The 14,997-nt window shown below is 68.0% G+C and carries 14 protein-coding genes and 1 tRNA gene; 3 read left to right on the top strand and 12 right to left on the bottom strand.

Features of this window, described 5'->3' with window-relative positions; all coding sequences use genetic code 11:
- The 6 genes from EP26_RS15370 to EP26_RS15395 form a co-directional block, all read right to left on the bottom strand.
- Entirely contained in the window at positions 1-1,218 is a 1,218-nt protein-coding gene (locus EP26_RS15370) for an ABC transporter substrate-binding protein (RefSeq protein WP_043339700.1), read from the bottom strand.
- Positions 1,219-1,358: 140 nt separating this feature from the next.
- Positions 1,359-2,504, bottom strand: coding sequence for an acyl-CoA dehydrogenase family protein (locus EP26_RS15375; protein ID WP_043339701.1), 1,146 nt, complete (start codon positions 2,502-2,504; stop codon positions 1,359-1,361).
- 6 nt (positions 2,505-2,510) lie between these two features.
- On the bottom strand, positions 2,511-3,713 hold the full coding sequence (locus tag EP26_RS15380; RefSeq protein WP_043339702.1) for an acyl-CoA dehydrogenase family protein: 1,203 nt from the start codon (positions 3,711-3,713) through the stop codon (positions 2,511-2,513).
- Positions 3,714-3,738: 25 nt separating this feature from the next.
- The gene (locus EP26_RS15385) at positions 3,739-5,838 is read right to left on the bottom strand and encodes a 3-hydroxyacyl-CoA dehydrogenase NAD-binding domain-containing protein (RefSeq protein ID WP_245624416.1); all 2,100 of its coding nucleotides are present in this window, start codon (positions 5,836-5,838) and stop codon (positions 3,739-3,741) included.
- A gap of 59 nt (positions 5,839-5,897) precedes the next feature.
- Positions 5,898-6,437, bottom strand: coding sequence for a chromate transporter (locus tag EP26_RS15390; RefSeq protein WP_043339703.1), 540 nt, complete (start codon positions 6,435-6,437; stop codon positions 5,898-5,900).
- Positions 6,430-6,987 carry a chromate transporter gene (locus EP26_RS15395; RefSeq protein WP_211259452.1) on the bottom strand — a complete coding sequence of 186 codons (558 nt, stop codon included), beginning with the start codon at positions 6,985-6,987 and terminating at the stop codon, positions 6,430-6,432. The genes EP26_RS15390 and EP26_RS15395 overlap by 8 nt, the downstream gene beginning before the upstream one ends.
- A gap of 375 nt (positions 6,988-7,362) precedes the next feature.
- On the opposite strand from EP26_RS15395, the gene EP26_RS15400 reads away from it, so the two are divergent.
- From EP26_RS15400 to EP26_RS15415, 3 genes are all read left to right on the top strand, one after another.
- A complete protein-coding gene (locus EP26_RS15400; RefSeq protein WP_043339707.1) occupies positions 7,363-8,196 on the top strand; it encodes an alpha/beta fold hydrolase in 834 nt (277 codons plus the stop codon).
- 202 nt (positions 8,197-8,398) lie between these two features.
- On the top strand, positions 8,399-8,746 hold the full coding sequence (locus EP26_RS32005; RefSeq protein ID WP_052389231.1) for a glycine zipper domain-containing protein: 348 nt from the start codon (positions 8,399-8,401) through the stop codon (positions 8,744-8,746).
- A gap of 70 nt (positions 8,747-8,816) precedes the next feature.
- Positions 8,817-9,779: a Bug family tripartite tricarboxylate transporter substrate binding protein gene (locus EP26_RS15415; protein WP_043339708.1), complete on the top strand. Its 963-nt coding sequence runs from the start codon at positions 8,817-8,819 to the stop codon at positions 9,777-9,779.
- Positions 9,780-9,802: 23 nt separating this feature from the next.
- Here the strand turns inward: EP26_RS15415 and EP26_RS15420 are convergent, their stop codons facing one another.
- The 6 genes from EP26_RS15420 to gyrA all read right to left on the bottom strand — a co-directional run bounded on the left by EP26_RS15420 (position 9,803) and on the right by gyrA (position 14,911).
- The gene (locus EP26_RS15420) at positions 9,803-10,228 is read right to left on the bottom strand and encodes a hypothetical protein (protein WP_043339709.1); all 426 of its coding nucleotides are present in this window, start codon (positions 10,226-10,228) and stop codon (positions 9,803-9,805) included.
- Positions 10,229-10,338: 110 nt separating this feature from the next.
- Positions 10,339-10,414, bottom strand: a tRNA-Lys gene (locus EP26_RS15425).
- 61 nt (positions 10,415-10,475) lie between these two features.
- Positions 10,476-11,069: a peptidylprolyl isomerase gene (locus EP26_RS15430; RefSeq protein ID WP_084112578.1), complete on the bottom strand. Its 594-nt coding sequence runs from the start codon at positions 11,067-11,069 to the stop codon at positions 10,476-10,478.
- A 23-nt stretch (positions 11,070-11,092) separates the two neighbouring features.
- Positions 11,093-11,638 carry a peptidylprolyl isomerase gene (locus EP26_RS15435; RefSeq protein WP_043339710.1) on the bottom strand — a complete coding sequence of 182 codons (546 nt, stop codon included), beginning with the start codon at positions 11,636-11,638 and terminating at the stop codon, positions 11,093-11,095.
- A 29-nt stretch (positions 11,639-11,667) separates the two neighbouring features.
- Positions 11,668-12,180: a pantetheine-phosphate adenylyltransferase gene (gene coaD / locus EP26_RS15440; protein ID WP_043339711.1), complete on the bottom strand. Its 513-nt coding sequence runs from the start codon at positions 12,178-12,180 to the stop codon at positions 11,668-11,670.
- Positions 12,173-14,911, bottom strand: coding sequence for a DNA gyrase subunit A (gene gyrA, locus EP26_RS15445; RefSeq protein WP_157033561.1), 2,739 nt, complete (start codon positions 14,909-14,911; stop codon positions 12,173-12,175). Before gyrA ends, coaD begins: the two co-directional genes overlap by 8 nt.
- Positions 14,912-14,997: the final 86 nt, after the last annotated feature.

A 14,997-nucleotide genomic window follows, 5' to 3' on the forward strand; every position in this document is an offset into this window, starting at 1 on the left:
TCAGGCCTGGGGCCGCAACGTCCGGACGACGTCATCCGCGGGCAGGTAGTCCTTGCCATCGGCATAGCGCCAATCGGCCATAGCACCCTTGCCGTTCTTCAGCACGGTACGGCCGACGAAGGCGCCCATGGTGGATTGGTGGTCAATGGCGCGGAACTGCACTGGGCCAAGCACAGACTGGAATTGCAGGCCGGCCATGCCATCGACCAGCCCCTCGGTCTCGAGCGACGGCGACTTCTTCAGCAGCGCCGCGATCGCCATCACCGTGTCATAGCCGACGACGCTGCCGAGACGCGGATAGTCGTTCCAGCGGCGGCGATAGGCCTCGCGGAAAGGCGTATGAGCTGGCGTGTCGATCTGCTCCCAGGGATAACCGGTGACGATCCAGCCCTCGGGCGCCTCGTCGCCGAGCGGGTCGAGATATTCCGGCTCGCCGGTCAGCAGGGAGACGACACGGCGCCGTTCGAACAGCCCGCGGGTCGAGCCCTGACGCACGAAATTGGTGAGGTCGGCGCCGAAGGTGACGTTGAAGATCGCCTCCGGATTGGCCGCAGCCAGGGCCTGCACCGTCGCGCCGGCATCGATGCGGCCGAGCGCCGGGAATTGCTCGGCGACGAACTGCACATCCGGCCTGGCGCGGCCCAGCAGCTCCTTGAACCAGCGCACGGCGGACTGGCCATACTCATAGTTGGGCGCGACCGTTGCCCAGCGCTTCACGGGAAGCTTCGCCGCCTCCTCCACCAGCATGGCCGATTGCATATAGGTGCTGGCACGCAGCCTGAAGGTATACCGGTTGCCCTTGCTCCAGACGAGCGCATCGGTCAGCGGCTCGCTGGCGACGAAAAGCTTCTTGTTCTGGTTGGCGAAGTCGCCGAGCGCCAATCCGACATTGGAGAGGAAGCCGCCGGCCAGCAGGGTGACCTTCTCGGCATTCACCAACTCCCCGGCGAGGCGGACGGCATCCTCGGGCCGGCCGGCATCGTCGCGGAAGACCGTCTCGATCCTGCGGCCATTGATCCCGCCGGCGGCGTTCACCTGCTCCTGCGCCAGCGTCCAGGCATTGCGGTAGGGCTGCAGGAAGGCGGGCTGGGCGCTGTAGCTGTTGATCTCGCCAATGCGGATCGGCTCGCCCTGAGCTCGGGCGATGCCCGGCGCCGCCAATGCCGCCATGCCGGCACCCGCCAGAATATGGCGGCGTCCGATCGCCCGTTCCATCATGAAGCCCCCGGTCTCGCTGCGACTGCGAAGGCGATATGGAACCGCAATATCCGTTATCGTGCAAACGATTTTCGCGGCCCCGTCGCGCTTGAACGCATCTCGCGGAGGCGAATGGGGCGCCTTCCGGCGCCCCGGACCCGTTAGGCAGCCGCGACGAGGCCGCCGGTCTCCGACAGATAGCGGACGTAATGGTCGGCATCGCCGAACATCGCGTCGTTCACCGTCAGCCGCTTGAAGTAATGGCCGGCGGCGTATTCGATGGTCATGGCGATGCCGCCATGCAGCTGGATGCTCTGCTGGCCGACGAAGCGCGCCGAGCGGCCGATCTGCACCTTCACCGCAGCCATCGCCTTGCGACGCTCCGCCGGGTTGCGCTCGGCGGCCGACATGGCGGCGAAGTAGGACATGGAGCGCGACTGCTCCAGCGCGACAAGCATGTCCGCGGCGCGATGCTGCAGCGCCTGGAAGCTGCCGATGGGTCTGCCGAACTGCTGGCGCGTCTTCATGTAGTCGATGGTCATGTCATGCGCCGCCTGCATGGCGCCGACCGCCTCGCCGGCGAGCGCGGCTATGCACTCATCGACCACCTGATCGACCAGCGGCAGCCCGTCCTCCGGATTGCCGAGGACCGCGACCGCCCGTGCGCCGGAGAACTCGACCTCAGCCGCCCGCTGCCCATCGACGGTGCGGTAGCCGCGCCGCTCCACGCCTGGTCCCTTGGCATCGACGAGGAAGACGCCGATGCCCTTGTGGTCGCGCTGGCCGCCGGCGGTGCGGGCGGTAACGATCAGCCGGTCGGCGCTGTCGCCATGCACCACATAGCCCTTGCGGCCATTGATGACCCAGCCATCGCCATCCTTCTTCGCTGTCGTTGCCACGTCGAACAGGTCGTAGCGCGACTGCCGCTCCACCTGGGCGAAGGCCAGGAGCATCTCGCCCGAGGCGACCTGCGGCACCAGCTCGTTGCGCAATTCCTGCGAGGCGCCGTGGCGGAGAAAGCCGCCGCCGATGACGACGGTGCTCATCCAAGGCTCGAGCGTGATGTAGCGCCCGATCTGCTCGGCGACGATCAGCGTCTCGACGGGTCCGCCGCCGAAGCCGCCCTCATCCTCGCCGAAAGGCAGGCCGAGCAGCCCGAGCTCGGCATACTGTGACCAGACCTCGCGGCTCCAGCCATCGGCCGACTTCATATAGGCCTTGCGCTGCTCGAAGCCGTATTTGTCGCCGAGCAGCCGGGCCACGCTGTCCTGCAGCAGGCGCTGCTCTTCCGTCAGGTCGAAGTCCATGTTCCCTCAGAGCCCCAGGAAGGCTTTGGCCATGATGTTGCGCTGGATCTCGTTCGATCCGCCGTAGATGCTCTGCTTGCGCCAATTGAAGTAGACGCCGGCCAGGCCGAAGGCCCAATCGGGCGCGACATCAACCTCGTTGCTGCCCTCCTCCTCGTCCGGGTCGCCATCCGCCCAGGCATAGGGACCGGCCGCCTTCATCAGCAGCTCGGAGCACATCTGCTGGATCTCGGTGCCCTTGATCTTGAGGACCGAAGTGGCCGGATCGGGCTTCTTGTCCTTCCGCTTGGACTCAGTGGCGATGACGCGCATGACGGTCATCTCGAGCGCCTTCAGCTCGACCTCTATCTCCGTCACCTTGCGGCGGAAATCGGGGTCCTCCATCAGCGGCCGGCCGCCGTCCATGCTCTCCTGGGCGATGACCTTCAGCCGGCGGATGCGCTCGCGCGAGGCACCGACGCGGGCTTGGCCGAAGCGCTCATTACCGAGCAGGAATTTCGCGCAGTCCCAGCCGCGGTTCTCCTCGCCGACGAGGTTCTCCGCCGGGATCTTCACGTCGTCGAAGAAGACCTCGTTCACCTCATGCCCGCCCTCTATGGTGATGATCGGGCGGACCGTGATGCCGGGCGTCTTCATGTCGCAAAGCAGGAAGGAGATGCCCTCCTGCTTCTTCGCGTTCGGGTCGGTGCGAACCAGGAGGAAGATCCAGTCCGCATGCTGGGCAAGCGTCGTCCAGGTCTTCTGCCCGTTGACGATGTAATGGTCGCCCTCGCGCACCGCCCGCGTCTTGAGCCCGGCGAGATCGGAGCCGGCGCCCGGCTCGGAGAAGCCCTGGCACCACCAATCATCGAGGTTCAGCATGCGGGGCAGGTACTTTTTCTTCTGCTCCTCGGTGCCGAATTCGATGATGACCGGCCCGCACATGTTGATGTTGAAGCCGAGCGGCGAGGGTGCCGGCGCCTGCTGCAGCTCCTCGCGGAAGATATAGCGCTGCGCGAGCGTCCAGCCCGGGCCGCCATGCTCCTTTGGCCATTCCGGCGCGGCCCAGCCGCGGGCGTTCAGCTTGCGCTGCCAGTCCACCACCTGCTGCTTGGTGGGCGAGCGGCCTGCGACCATGCGTTCGCGCGTCTCGGCCGGCAGCTCCTTGGCGATGAAATCGCGGACTTCCTGGCGGAAGGCGATTTCCTCATCGGTGAAGCGGAGGTCCATCGGGTCTCTCCTTTTTGTTCTCGGTTCAGGCGGCACGCTTGAGGGTGGCGAAGCTGCCGCCCTCGGCGGCCAGTTTCTCGATCAGGGCACAGGGCTGCAGGTTGCGGTCGCCGGTCGCCTCGGCATAGTGCGCCAGCTTGTCGCGCACCGCCTTCAGCCCCATCCGGTCCGCCCAGAACATCGGCCCGCCACGGAAGGCCGGCCAGCCGAAGCCGTTAACGAAGATCACGTCGATATCGATGGGCCGCGAGGCAACGCCCTCCTCCAGGATGCGCGCACCCTCGTTCACCATCGGCAGCAGCAGTCGCTCGAGGATTTCCTGGTCCTCAATCTTCCGCCGCCGCACCTGCATCTTCTCGGCGGTGTCGAGGATGATCTGTTCGACCTCCTTCGAGGGGATGCGCTTGCGGTTCTCGTCGTAGTCGTAATAGCCCTTGGACGTCTTCTGCCCAAGCCGGCCCGCGGCCACCACCGCATCCGCGATCGGCGCCACCGTGCCGCGTGCCTTGCGCACCGCCGCGCCGATATCGAGCCCGGCGAGGTCACCCGTCGCCAGCGGCCCCATGGCCATGCCGTAGCCCTCCATGACGCGGTCGATATCCTGCGGCAGGCAGCCTTCCAGCAACAGCTTCTCCACCTGCGGACCGCGCTTCCCCGTCATCCGATTGCCGACGAAGCCATCGCAATTGCCGACCAGCACCGGCAGCTTGCCGATCCGCTTGCCGACCTCGGTCGCCGTGGCGATCGCCGTCGCATTGGTCGCCGAGCCCCGCACATTCTCCAGCAGCCGCATGACATTGGCCGGGCTGAAGAAGTGCATCCCGATGACCAGTTCCGGCCGCGTCGTCGCGGAGGCAATCCCGTCGATATCGAGCGTCGAGGTGTTCGAGGCGAGCACCACGCCCGGCCGTGCCGCCTTGTCGAGCCGCGCGAAGACCTCCTTCTTCACCTCCATATTCTCGAAGACGGCCTCGATGACGAGATCCGCCTCGCCCACCGCCTTCTCGAAATCCGTCGTGCCGCTGAGCAGCGCGCGCCGCTTCTCATACTCCGCCGGGGATAGCCGACCGCTCTTGACGGTGCGCTCCCAATTCGCCTCGCAGCGCTTCAGCCCCTTCTCCAACGCCTCCGCGGAGGTCTCGACGATCGTCACCGGCAGGCCGAAATTTACCGCCGACATGGCGATGCCGCCGCCCATGGTCCCGCCGCCGATGACCACCAGCTTGTTGACCGTCAGCCCCTTGGCATCCGCTGGCAGGTCCGGCACGCGCTGCGCCTCGCGCTCGCCGAAGAAGATGTGGCGCAACGCCTGGCTCTGCTCTCCGGCGACGAGGCGCTGGAACTGGTCGCGCTCCACCTTCAGCCCCTCCTCGAAGGGCATGGTGAAGGCGGCGCGCACCGCCTCGACGCAGCCGAGCGGGCTCTCCTGCCCGCGGGTCCGCGCCGTCAGCGGCTTCACCGCCGCATCGAAGGCCGCGGCGTCATAGCTGGCGATCTTGTCGGTGCGGTTGCGGGCCAGGGTGAAGCTGCGCCCGGCGTTGGCCCGCGCCCACTCCACCGCCGCCTTCTCCAGCGGCCCATCGACCACGGCATCGACGAAGCCGAGCTTCACCGCCTGCTCGGCCGTGACCGGCTCGCCGCCGACGATGATCTTCAGCGCCTCGAGCCCGATCAGCCGCGGCAGCCTTTGCGTGCCGCCGGCACCGGGGACGAAGCCGCGCTTGACCTCCGGCAGCCCGACCTGTGCCCCGGCTGCGGCGACGCGGGCATGGCAGGCCAGCGCCAGCTCCAGCCCGCCGCCCAACGCATTGCCGTGGATCGCCGCCACCACCGGCACCGGCGAGGCCTCGATCGCATCGAAAACATCGGGCAGCGAGGGGGGAACCCGCGGCTTGCCGAACTCGGTCATCTCCGCGCCAGCGCTGAAATTCCGCCCGGAGCCGATGATGACAACCGCCTTGGCCCCGGCCGAAGCCTTCAACCCCTCCAGCAGGCCGGCACGCACCTCCGTCCGCAATGTGTTCACCGGCGCATTGGCGATGCGCAGGACATGCACATCCCCGTCCCGGGCGTGCTCGACGAATCGGGGCGCTTCGGCCATGGGGCGTTCCTCGTTCTTGGTCATGACTGGCCGCGCATCCTGTTGCCCGGCCCCTCCCCCTGTCAACGGGGACCGATAGCAGGCTAACTGCCGATGGCGCCGGCTTGCTGCAACCCGGTATAGAGCAATGCCACCACCGCCATCACGGCATAAGGGCTGGCTCCCCGCAACAGCGCGATGGTGCAGAGCGCGAGCGTCACCATCTCCAGCCAGCCAGCGCCATCTGCCTGAAGCAGCGCATAGACTCCAGCGAAGATGAGCCCGACCGCGACCGGCGCCAGCCCACGCTCGATCATCCGGCGCGCCGGGCTGTCCCCCCGCCTCCGCCACCAGTGCCCGACCGCCAGCAGCAGGCAGGAGGACGGCACATAGAGGCCGAGCGCCCCCGCCAGCGCGCCGAGGAATCCAGCCGCCTGCCAGCCCACCAGGGCGCAGATCAGCGAGCCCGGCCCCGGCGCCGCCCGCGAGATGGCGAAGAGGTCGGTGAACTGCCCGGCCGACATCCAGCCATGCACATCGACGGCCTGGCGCTGCATCTCCGCGAAGATGGATGGCCCACCGCCGAGCGAGACCAGCGAGAGCGGCGCGAAGACCAGCAGCAGCGCAACCAGCCGCTCAGCCACGCGCGCGTCCCCCTGCCCAGGCGAGGGCGATGCTGGCCGGAATCAGCACTGCCACCACCGGGATCATCGGCCAGCGCAGCAAGCCTATGGTGATGAAGGTCACCGCCACCACTACCCAGGACGAAAGGTCCCGAATCCGCCGCGCAGTCCGGAGCCCCGTCGCCAGCGAATTCGCCAACCCCGCCGCCGCCACGCCCCCAAGCACCACGGCGAAGCCAGCAACCCCGGTTCCCCAGCTATAGAGCAACGCGAGGCCAAGGATGACGACGAATGGCGGCCCGAGGATGCCGATAAAGGCCATCGCCGCCCCCGGCACGCCACGCAATTGCTGGCCGATATAGAGAGCGAGGTTCACGCTGTTCGGTCCCGGCAGGACCTGGCCCAGGGCGACGCCGGCAAGGAAGCCCTCTTCACTCATCCAACGCCGCCGTTCGACGATCTCGCGGTGCATCCAGCCGGCGAGACCGCCACCGAAGCTCGCCAGGCCCATGGCGGTGAAGACGCGCAGGATGTCGGGCAGACTGGCCTGCGGCGGATCCGGTTCAGGCACCACATCCCCCGATGGTTGCGCCAGGCAGTGTTCCGCCCTTCGCCGCCGCTGTCGAGGCCGCTGCCTTTCCCGGCGCCCGCTGGGTCGCCAGCGCGCCGGGCACAAGCCAACGGCCGCGCCTGGGCCATCCGCCTGCCCTCGCCTCTGATGAAGGGGCCGAATCATCCAAGATCGAAGCAAGCGAAGGTCGCACGAAGTGCCGAGCCGCAGAACGGCGCCGCAGGAGAACGGGGATGAACGGAGCAGGCCAGCACACGGAACAGCGCGGCCAGACGCGATGCGACCCGGGCCGTAGCCGGCCTGGCCCTTGTCCTGCCGGCTTCACCCCTGGCACAGAACAGCCGGCAATCTCCCTACATTGAAAGAAATGCGACGATGAGCCAGGACACCATCACCACCCAGGACGGCACCCGGATTTTCTACAAGGACTGGGGATCAGGCCAGCCCATCGTCTTCCACCACGGCTGGCCGCTCAGCAGCGACGACTGGGACGCCCAGATGCTGTTCTTCCTGTCCAAGGGCTTCCGCGTCATCGCCCATGACCGCCGCGGCCATGGCCGGTCCAGCCAGACGGACAAGGGCCACGAGATGGACACCTACGCCGCGGATGTTGCGGCGCTCGCCGCGCATCTCGATTTGAAGGGCGCCATCCATGTCGGCCATTCCACTGGCGGAGGCGAGGTTGCCCGCTATGTCGCCCGCCACGGCGGCAACGGCCGCGTGGCGAAGGCCGTGCTGATCGGCGCCGTGCCGCCGATCATGCTGAAGACGGCGGCCAATCCCGGCGGCCTGCCGATCGAGGTCTTCGACGGCTTTCGAAGGGCCCTCGCCGCCAACCGCGCACAGTTCTTTCGCGACGTGCCGTCCGGCCCCTTCTACGGCTTCAACCGGCCGGGCGTGGAAACCATCCCGGGCGTGGTCAACAATTGGTGGCGCCAGGGCATGATGGGCGGCGCCAAGGCCCATTACGACTGCATCAAGGCCTTCTCCGAGACGGACTTCACGGAGGACCTGCGGCGCATCCAGGTGCCGACGCTGGTGATGCACGGCGAGGACGATCAGATCGTGCCCATCGCGGATTCGGCCCCGCTCTCTGCCAAATTGCTGCCGCATGCCACGCTGAAGACCTATCCCGGCCTCCCGCATGGCATGGCCACCACGCACGCCGATGTGATTAACGCCGACCTGCTCGCCTTCATCACGGGCTGAGCCTAGCGCATGCTGCGGCCTCCCATGCCGGAAGCCGCAGCATTGGGCGCAGGCGGGGCGCTGCTGCGGCTGATCCGCCTATTGCCCCAACCGGTCGCCCTCTCATTGCCATGACGGCGCCCCAGTCTCGCCCCGTCCGCGATGGTTGATGCAGCCTTCCCGGCTGACGCGCGTTGCGAGGGCGGATCGGAGATTGATGAGAATGAGACCGAGGCTTTGGCTGGCGGCCCTGGCGGCACTTCCACTCGGGGCCTGCGTGCAAGTTGAACCGGCCCCCTATTACGGCGCGCCAGCCTCCAGCACGGCGGCTGGCGCGGTGACCGGCGCGGCGGCGGGTGGCCTTCTCGGCGCGGTGCTCGGCCAAGGCGGCGGGGCGATCGTAGGCGGGGCCGCGGCGGGTGCGCTGGTCGGCGGGCTCATCGGAAACTCCGCGGATCGACGGGGCGAGGCAGCCGCGCAGGGCTATTACGCTCCGCCGCAATACCAGCCGCAGCCCTATGCCGACCCCTATGGCCGGCCCTATGAGGAGCAGGCACCGCGAGGCTGGTAGCCGGCACGCTTCCCCCTGGCGCTGCCCATCGGCATGATCCTCGGCAAAACGAGACGCGGGAGGATCGTCCATGCACAGGCGCCAATTGCTGGCAGCTGCCGCCGCACTGCCCGTCCTAGCCCAGGCGCAGCCGGCATGGCCCAGCCGGCCGATCCGCCTGATCGTCCCCTTCCCGCCCGGCGGCCCGAACGACATCATTGCCCGGCTTTACGCCCAGCCGCTCACCGCCACGCTCGGCCAGCCGGTGGTGATCGAGAACAGACCCGGCGCGGGCGGCGTCCTCGGCGTCGACGCAGCGGCCAAGGCGCCGCCAGACGGGCATAGCCTGGTGCTGACCAGCAGCGGCGCACTGGTCATCATCCCGCACGTCACCAATACGGTGCCCTACAATGTCCCGCAGGACCTGACCCCGGTCAGCATCGTCACCCTGGTGCCGGAGGCGCTTGTGGTCGCTCCGAGCCTTGGCGTGACCGACCTCGCCGGATTGCGGGCATTGGCGAGGCGGCCCGGCACGCATCTCGCCATCGGCACCGCAGGTGCAGCCGGCATTTCCCATCTCGCTGCCGAGATGTTGCGGCTGAAAAGTGGAATGGAGCTTACCGTCGTCCCTTATCGCGGTGCGGCGCCGGCAGTGACGGATTTGCTCGGCGGCCAGATCCAGCTGCTATTCGCCGATTTGCCCGTTGTGCTGCCGCATCTGCGGAGCGGCGCCCTGCGCGCCCTGATGCTGGCCAGCACCCGCCGCAGCCCTGCCCTCCCCAATCTTCCGACCACAGCCGAGGCCGGCTTGCCGGAAGTGCTGGCCGACAATTGGTACAGCCTGCTCGGCCCCGCCGGCCTGCCTGTCACCGTCGTGGAGCGGCTCTCCGCCGCGCTGAAGGAGGCGAGCGAGGTGCCTGCGGTGCGGGACAGCCTCCGCGAACAGGGCGCCACTGCACATTGGACCAGCCCCGAGGCCTTCGCCGCCACCATCGCCGAGGAGTCGGCCCGTTGGCGGCGCGTCGCCGAGGCCGCGCATATCAGGCTCGACTGAATCTCGTCCGATCGGAGTTTGCCCTAGCCGGGCCGCTTCCCCGACTCACCCGCCACCGCTCGCGGCTGCACCACTCCACCGAGATCGCCGAGCGCCCGAGCCAGCATCGCCGCCCCCATGGGTGGCACGAATATCTGCGTCATCGCCGCCGCCGCATGGCGGAACTGCAGGAGGATGCGGCCATCCTCGGCGACGCTCGCCATGCAGCCAGTGGTGTCGAGCGGCGGCCGATCAGCCGGAACGATGGCGGTGCGCAGGGCATCGCCCCGCTCGATCCGCTGGCGGTGCGCGTCATCCGCACCGGAGCGCAGATTGAGCAACAGGCGCTCTGCCAAGAGCAAGGGGATTGTGAGGCCGAGCGGTCCTGCCGCCGTTTCCAGTACGATGCGGACTCCATCCGCATCTGCCACCACCTCGTCCGAGACGCCGATGACTGGGTGGTCGCTCATTGTGATGTTCCGGACTTGCAAATTATTGGCCAAGCAGGATGCGCTTCGGCTCCCGCTTCGATCCAGTCTTAAAGTTGTGTGAACGGCCCGGGTTTCACAGGCCACGTCAATGGTGAGCCGGGTGGGATTCGAACCCACGGCCACGAGATTAAAAGTCCCGTGCTCTACCAGCTGAGCTACCGGCTCACAGGCGCCCATCAATGAGACGGGCGCCCCCAAAACCCCGAGGACGCCCGCCTGTCAAGTCTCAAGCGGCAGCGGGGGCATCTGCGGCGATGCTCGCCTTGATCAGCTTGTCCGGCCCCTGGACCATGCCGTTGCCGCCGGAGCCACGCTTGATCTTGTCCACCGCCTCCATGCCAGAGACGACGCGGCCCCAAATCGTGTACTGACCGTCGAGGCTCGGCGCCGGCCCGAACATGATGAAGAACTGGCTGTTCGCGCTGTCCGGGTTGCTGGTCCGCGCCATGCCGCAGGTGCCGCGCACGAAGCGCGCCTTGGCCGGCGGCGAGAATTCGGCCGGCAGGTCCGCATGGCCAGCATCCCGCGCGCCACCCGTGCCGGTGCCGGTCGGGTCGCCGCCCTGAGCCATGAAGCCCTCGATGACGCGATGGAAGGGCGTGCCGTCATAGAAGCCGGCGCGCACCAGCGTCTTGATCCGCTCCACATGCTGCGGCGCCAGGTCGGGCCGCAGCTCGATCGTCACCTTGCCGTCCTTCAGCTCGAGGATCAGCGTGTTCTCCAGCGCCGGATCGGGCGTGGCGGCGGCGGGGGCCGCGGCGGCCTCGCCGATCGGGGGTTCGCCGGGGATCTGGGCGGGGCTGCCGGCTTCGTCGCTCATGGCTCTACTCCTCGAAAACTGTGTCAGGCGGTGACGATGCGAGCGCGGATCAGCTTGTCCGGGTTCTGCACGATCCCGTTGCCGCCGCTGCCCCGCTTGATCTTGTCGACCGCATCCATCCCGGCGACCACCTTGCCCCAGATCGTGTACTGGTTGTCGAGGCTCGGCGCCGGGGCGAACATGATGAAGAACTGGCTGTTCGCGCTGTTCGGGCTGCTGCTGCGCGCCATGCCGCAGGTGCCGCGCAGGAAGCGGTACTTGTTGGTGAACTCGGCCGGCAGGTCGGGCAGGTCCCGCGCCCCGCCCGTGCCGGTGCCGGTCGGGTCGCCGCCCTGAGCCATGAAACCCTCGATCACCCGATGGAAGGGCGTGCCGTCGTAGAAGCCGCGGCGGACCAGCAGCTTGACCCGCTCGACATGCTTCGACGCTACATCAGGCAGGAACTGGATGGTGACATTGCCGTCCTTCAGCTCAAGCTGCAGCCGCTCCTCGGCTTGCGCCAGGGCGGGGGCTGCGAGGCTGCTGGTCGTGGCGAGGGCAGCAAACCCGGCCAGGTCGCGTCGGCGCATTCTTTTCTCCCCAATGAAGCCAGTCGGGCTCAGCCGGCCTGAAATTCCTGGATCCGGACCAGGGTCCGTTCCAGCACCCGCGGCGGCACGAAGCTGCTGATGTCGCCCCCGAGCCGCGCGATCTCCTTGACCAAACGCGAGGCGATGAATTGGTTCGTCTCGCTGGCCAGAAGGAATACCGTCTCAATCCCGTCATCCAGGCGACGGTTCATACCCGCCATCTGGTACTCGTAGTCGAAATCCGTGACCGAGCGAAGGCCGCGGAGGATCATTCCCGCACCGACCTTCCGCGCGACCTCGACCACGAGCCCCTCGAAGGGCAGCACCTCGATCCGCGCGCCACTGCGCTCGGCAATGGGCATGGCCTCGGCCCGCACCAGCTCCACTCGCTGCTCGAGCGTGAAGAGCGGGCCCTTGCCGGTATTGATGGCCACGCCGATCACCAGCCGGTCGAGCAACCGCGCCGCCCGGCCGATGACATCGAGATGCCCGTTGGTCACCGGATCGAAGGTGCCGGCATAGAGCCCGACGCGCTCACCCATCGGACGGCACCTCGGGCTCGGTCGCCGCCAGGGCGCCCGTCTGTGCGGCGCCGGAGTCCGGCCCCGCCTCACCCTGGTCGTCCACGACCGGGAAGCAGCTCGTCACCCGCTCCCCTTCGTTCAGCCGCAGCATCATCACGCCGAGGCCACGGCGCCGCGTCAACCGCACCTGGTCGGCCGGCAAGCGGATCAGCCGCCCGGTATCGGTGACCAGCATCACGTCGTCGCCCGGCCGCACCGGGAAGGTGGCGACCACCTCGCGCCCCGTGCGGCGGCTGAAGACCATGTTCTCCAGCCCCTGCCCACCCCGACCGGTGATGCGGTAGTCGTAAGCGAGGCTGCGCTTGCCGAAGCCGCCATCGGTGATGGTGAGGATGATCTCCTCCGCTTCCTCCAACTCCCGCGCACGCTCGGCCGAAAGGGTGATCTCGGCGACACTCTCCTCCTCGCCCTCGTCGCTGGCGGCGGCAGGCGCCGCCTCCACCTCCTCGGCGACGTTACCGATGGCACGGCGGCGCTGCGCGGCATTGCGGATAGCCGCCTCGCGCTCGGCGGGGCTCGCCTCCACATGCCGCAGCACGGAGAGCGCGATCACCTCGTCGCCCTTGGCGAGGCGGATGCCACGCACGCCGCTGCTGTCCCGGCTGGCGAAGACGCGAAGCACGTCGTCAGTCGCCTGGAAGCGGATAGCGCGGCCCTTCCGTGTGGCGAGCAGCACGTCGTCGCCCTCTCGGCAGGTCTGCACGCCGATCAGGTTGTCGCCGTCGTCGAGCTTCATGGCGATGAGGCCGGCCGCGCGCACGTTGCGGAAATCCGACAGCCGGTTGCGCCGGACACTGCCCGAGGCGGTGGCGAAGACAAGGTGCAGCCCGTCCCATAGGCTCTCATCCTGCGGCAACGGTAGCACGGCGGTCACCTGTTCGCTCTCCTGCAGCTGCAGCACCTGGCGGAGGCTGCGCCCCTTGCCCTGCGCGCCGCCCTCGGGGAGCTGCCAGATCTTCTCGCGGAAGGCGATGCCGCGGCTGGTGAAGAACATCACCCATTGATGGGTATGCGCGATGAAGCTGCGCACAACCACATCGTCCTGCCGTGTGCCGGCCGCGCTGCGCCCGCGACCGCCGCGATTCTGCGCACGGAAGACATCGAGCGGCGTGCGCTTCACATAGCCGTCGCGCGTCAGGGTGACGACCATGTTGCCCGGCTCGATCAGGCTCTCGTCGTCGAGGTCGGCGACATGGTCGACGATCTGGGTCATGCGCGGCGAGGCGATCTGGTCGCGCACCGCCCGCAGCTCCTCCGACATCACCTCCATCCGCCGCACATGGCTGCCGAGGATGTCGAGCAGCTCGCGGATGCGGCCGCCAACCTCCTCCAGCTCGGCGGCGATCTTCTCGCGCTCGAGCCCGGTCAGCCGGTTCAGCGTGAGCGCCAGGATGCCGCGCGCCTGCGCCTCGGTCAGGCGGACCGTGCCCTCCGGTGTCACCAAGTTGCCGGCATCCTCGATCAGCGCCAGCAGCGCGCCGACATCGCCGGCCGGCCAGTCCCGCGCCATCAGGGCAAGGCGCGCCTCCGTCCCGTCGCGGCTGGCGCGGATCAGGCGGATGACCTCGTCGATATTGGCAACCGCGATGGCGAGGCCGATCAGCAGATGCCCCCGCTCCCGCGCCTTGGCCAGCCGGAACCGCGAGCGCCTGAGGATGACCTCCTCGCGGAAGGCGATAAAGGCGCGGAGCGCCTCGATCAGCCCCATCTGCCGCGGCCGGCCATTGTCCAGCGCCAGGAAATTGACGGCGAAGGAGGTCTGCAGCTGCGTCATGCGGTAGAGCTGGTTCAGCACCACCTCTGCCGTGGCGTCGCGCTTCAGCTCGATGACGACGCGCATGCCGTCACGGTCGCTCTCGTCGCGCAGGTCCGAGATGCCTTCGATCGCCTTGGAGCGAACGAGTTCGGCAATCTTCTCGATCAGGTTCGCCTTGTTGACCTGGTACGGGATCTCGGTGGCGATGATGGCCTGCCGTCCGCCACGCATCTCCTCGATCTCGCACTTCGCCCGCAGCGGGATGGAGCCGCGCCCGGTCTCGAAGGCGTTGCGGATGCCGCTGCGGCCGAGGATAAGCCCGCCGGTCGGAAAATCCGGCCCGGGCATGATCTCCATCAGCTGCTGAAGCGTCGTCTCGGGATCGGCGATCAGCGCCAGCGTGGCGTCGATCACCTCGCCCGGATTATGCGTCGGGATGTTGGTCGCCATGCCGACCGCGATGCCCTGCGCGCCGTTGACCAGCAGGTTCGGGAAGGCGGCGGGCAACACCCGCGGCTCGCTCTCGCTCTCGTCGTAATTCGGCTGGTAGTCGACGGTGTCCTCGTCGATCCCCTCCAGCAGCGCCGAGGCGGATTTCGCCAGCCGCACCTCGGTATAGCGCATCGCCGCCGGTGGATCGCCATCGACCGAACCGAAATTGCCCTGGCCGTCGATGAGCGGCACGCGCATGGAGAAGGACTGCGCCATGCGCACCATGGCGTCGTAGATCGCCGAGTCGCCATGCGGGTGGTACTTACCCATGACGTCGCCGACCACGCGCGACGACTTGCGATGCGGCTTGTCGGCCGTGTAGCCGCTCTCCTGCATCGCATAGAGGATGCGGCGATGCACCGGCTTCAGCCCGTCCCGCGCATCGGGCAATGCACGGGAGACGATCACGCTCATGGCGTAATCGAGGTAGGAGCGGCGCATCTCCTCCTCGAGCGCGACCGGGGCGGTGTCGCCCGGCCCTCCGTCGGCGCCGTTCTGGGTTTCGCTCACGCGTCTCGGTTTCCTTG

Origin of the sequence: Belnapia moabensis DSM 16746 (genome assembly GCF_000745835.1) — a bacterium.
Taxonomy (GTDB): Bacteria; Pseudomonadota; Alphaproteobacteria; order Acetobacterales; family Acetobacteraceae; genus Belnapia; species Belnapia moabensis.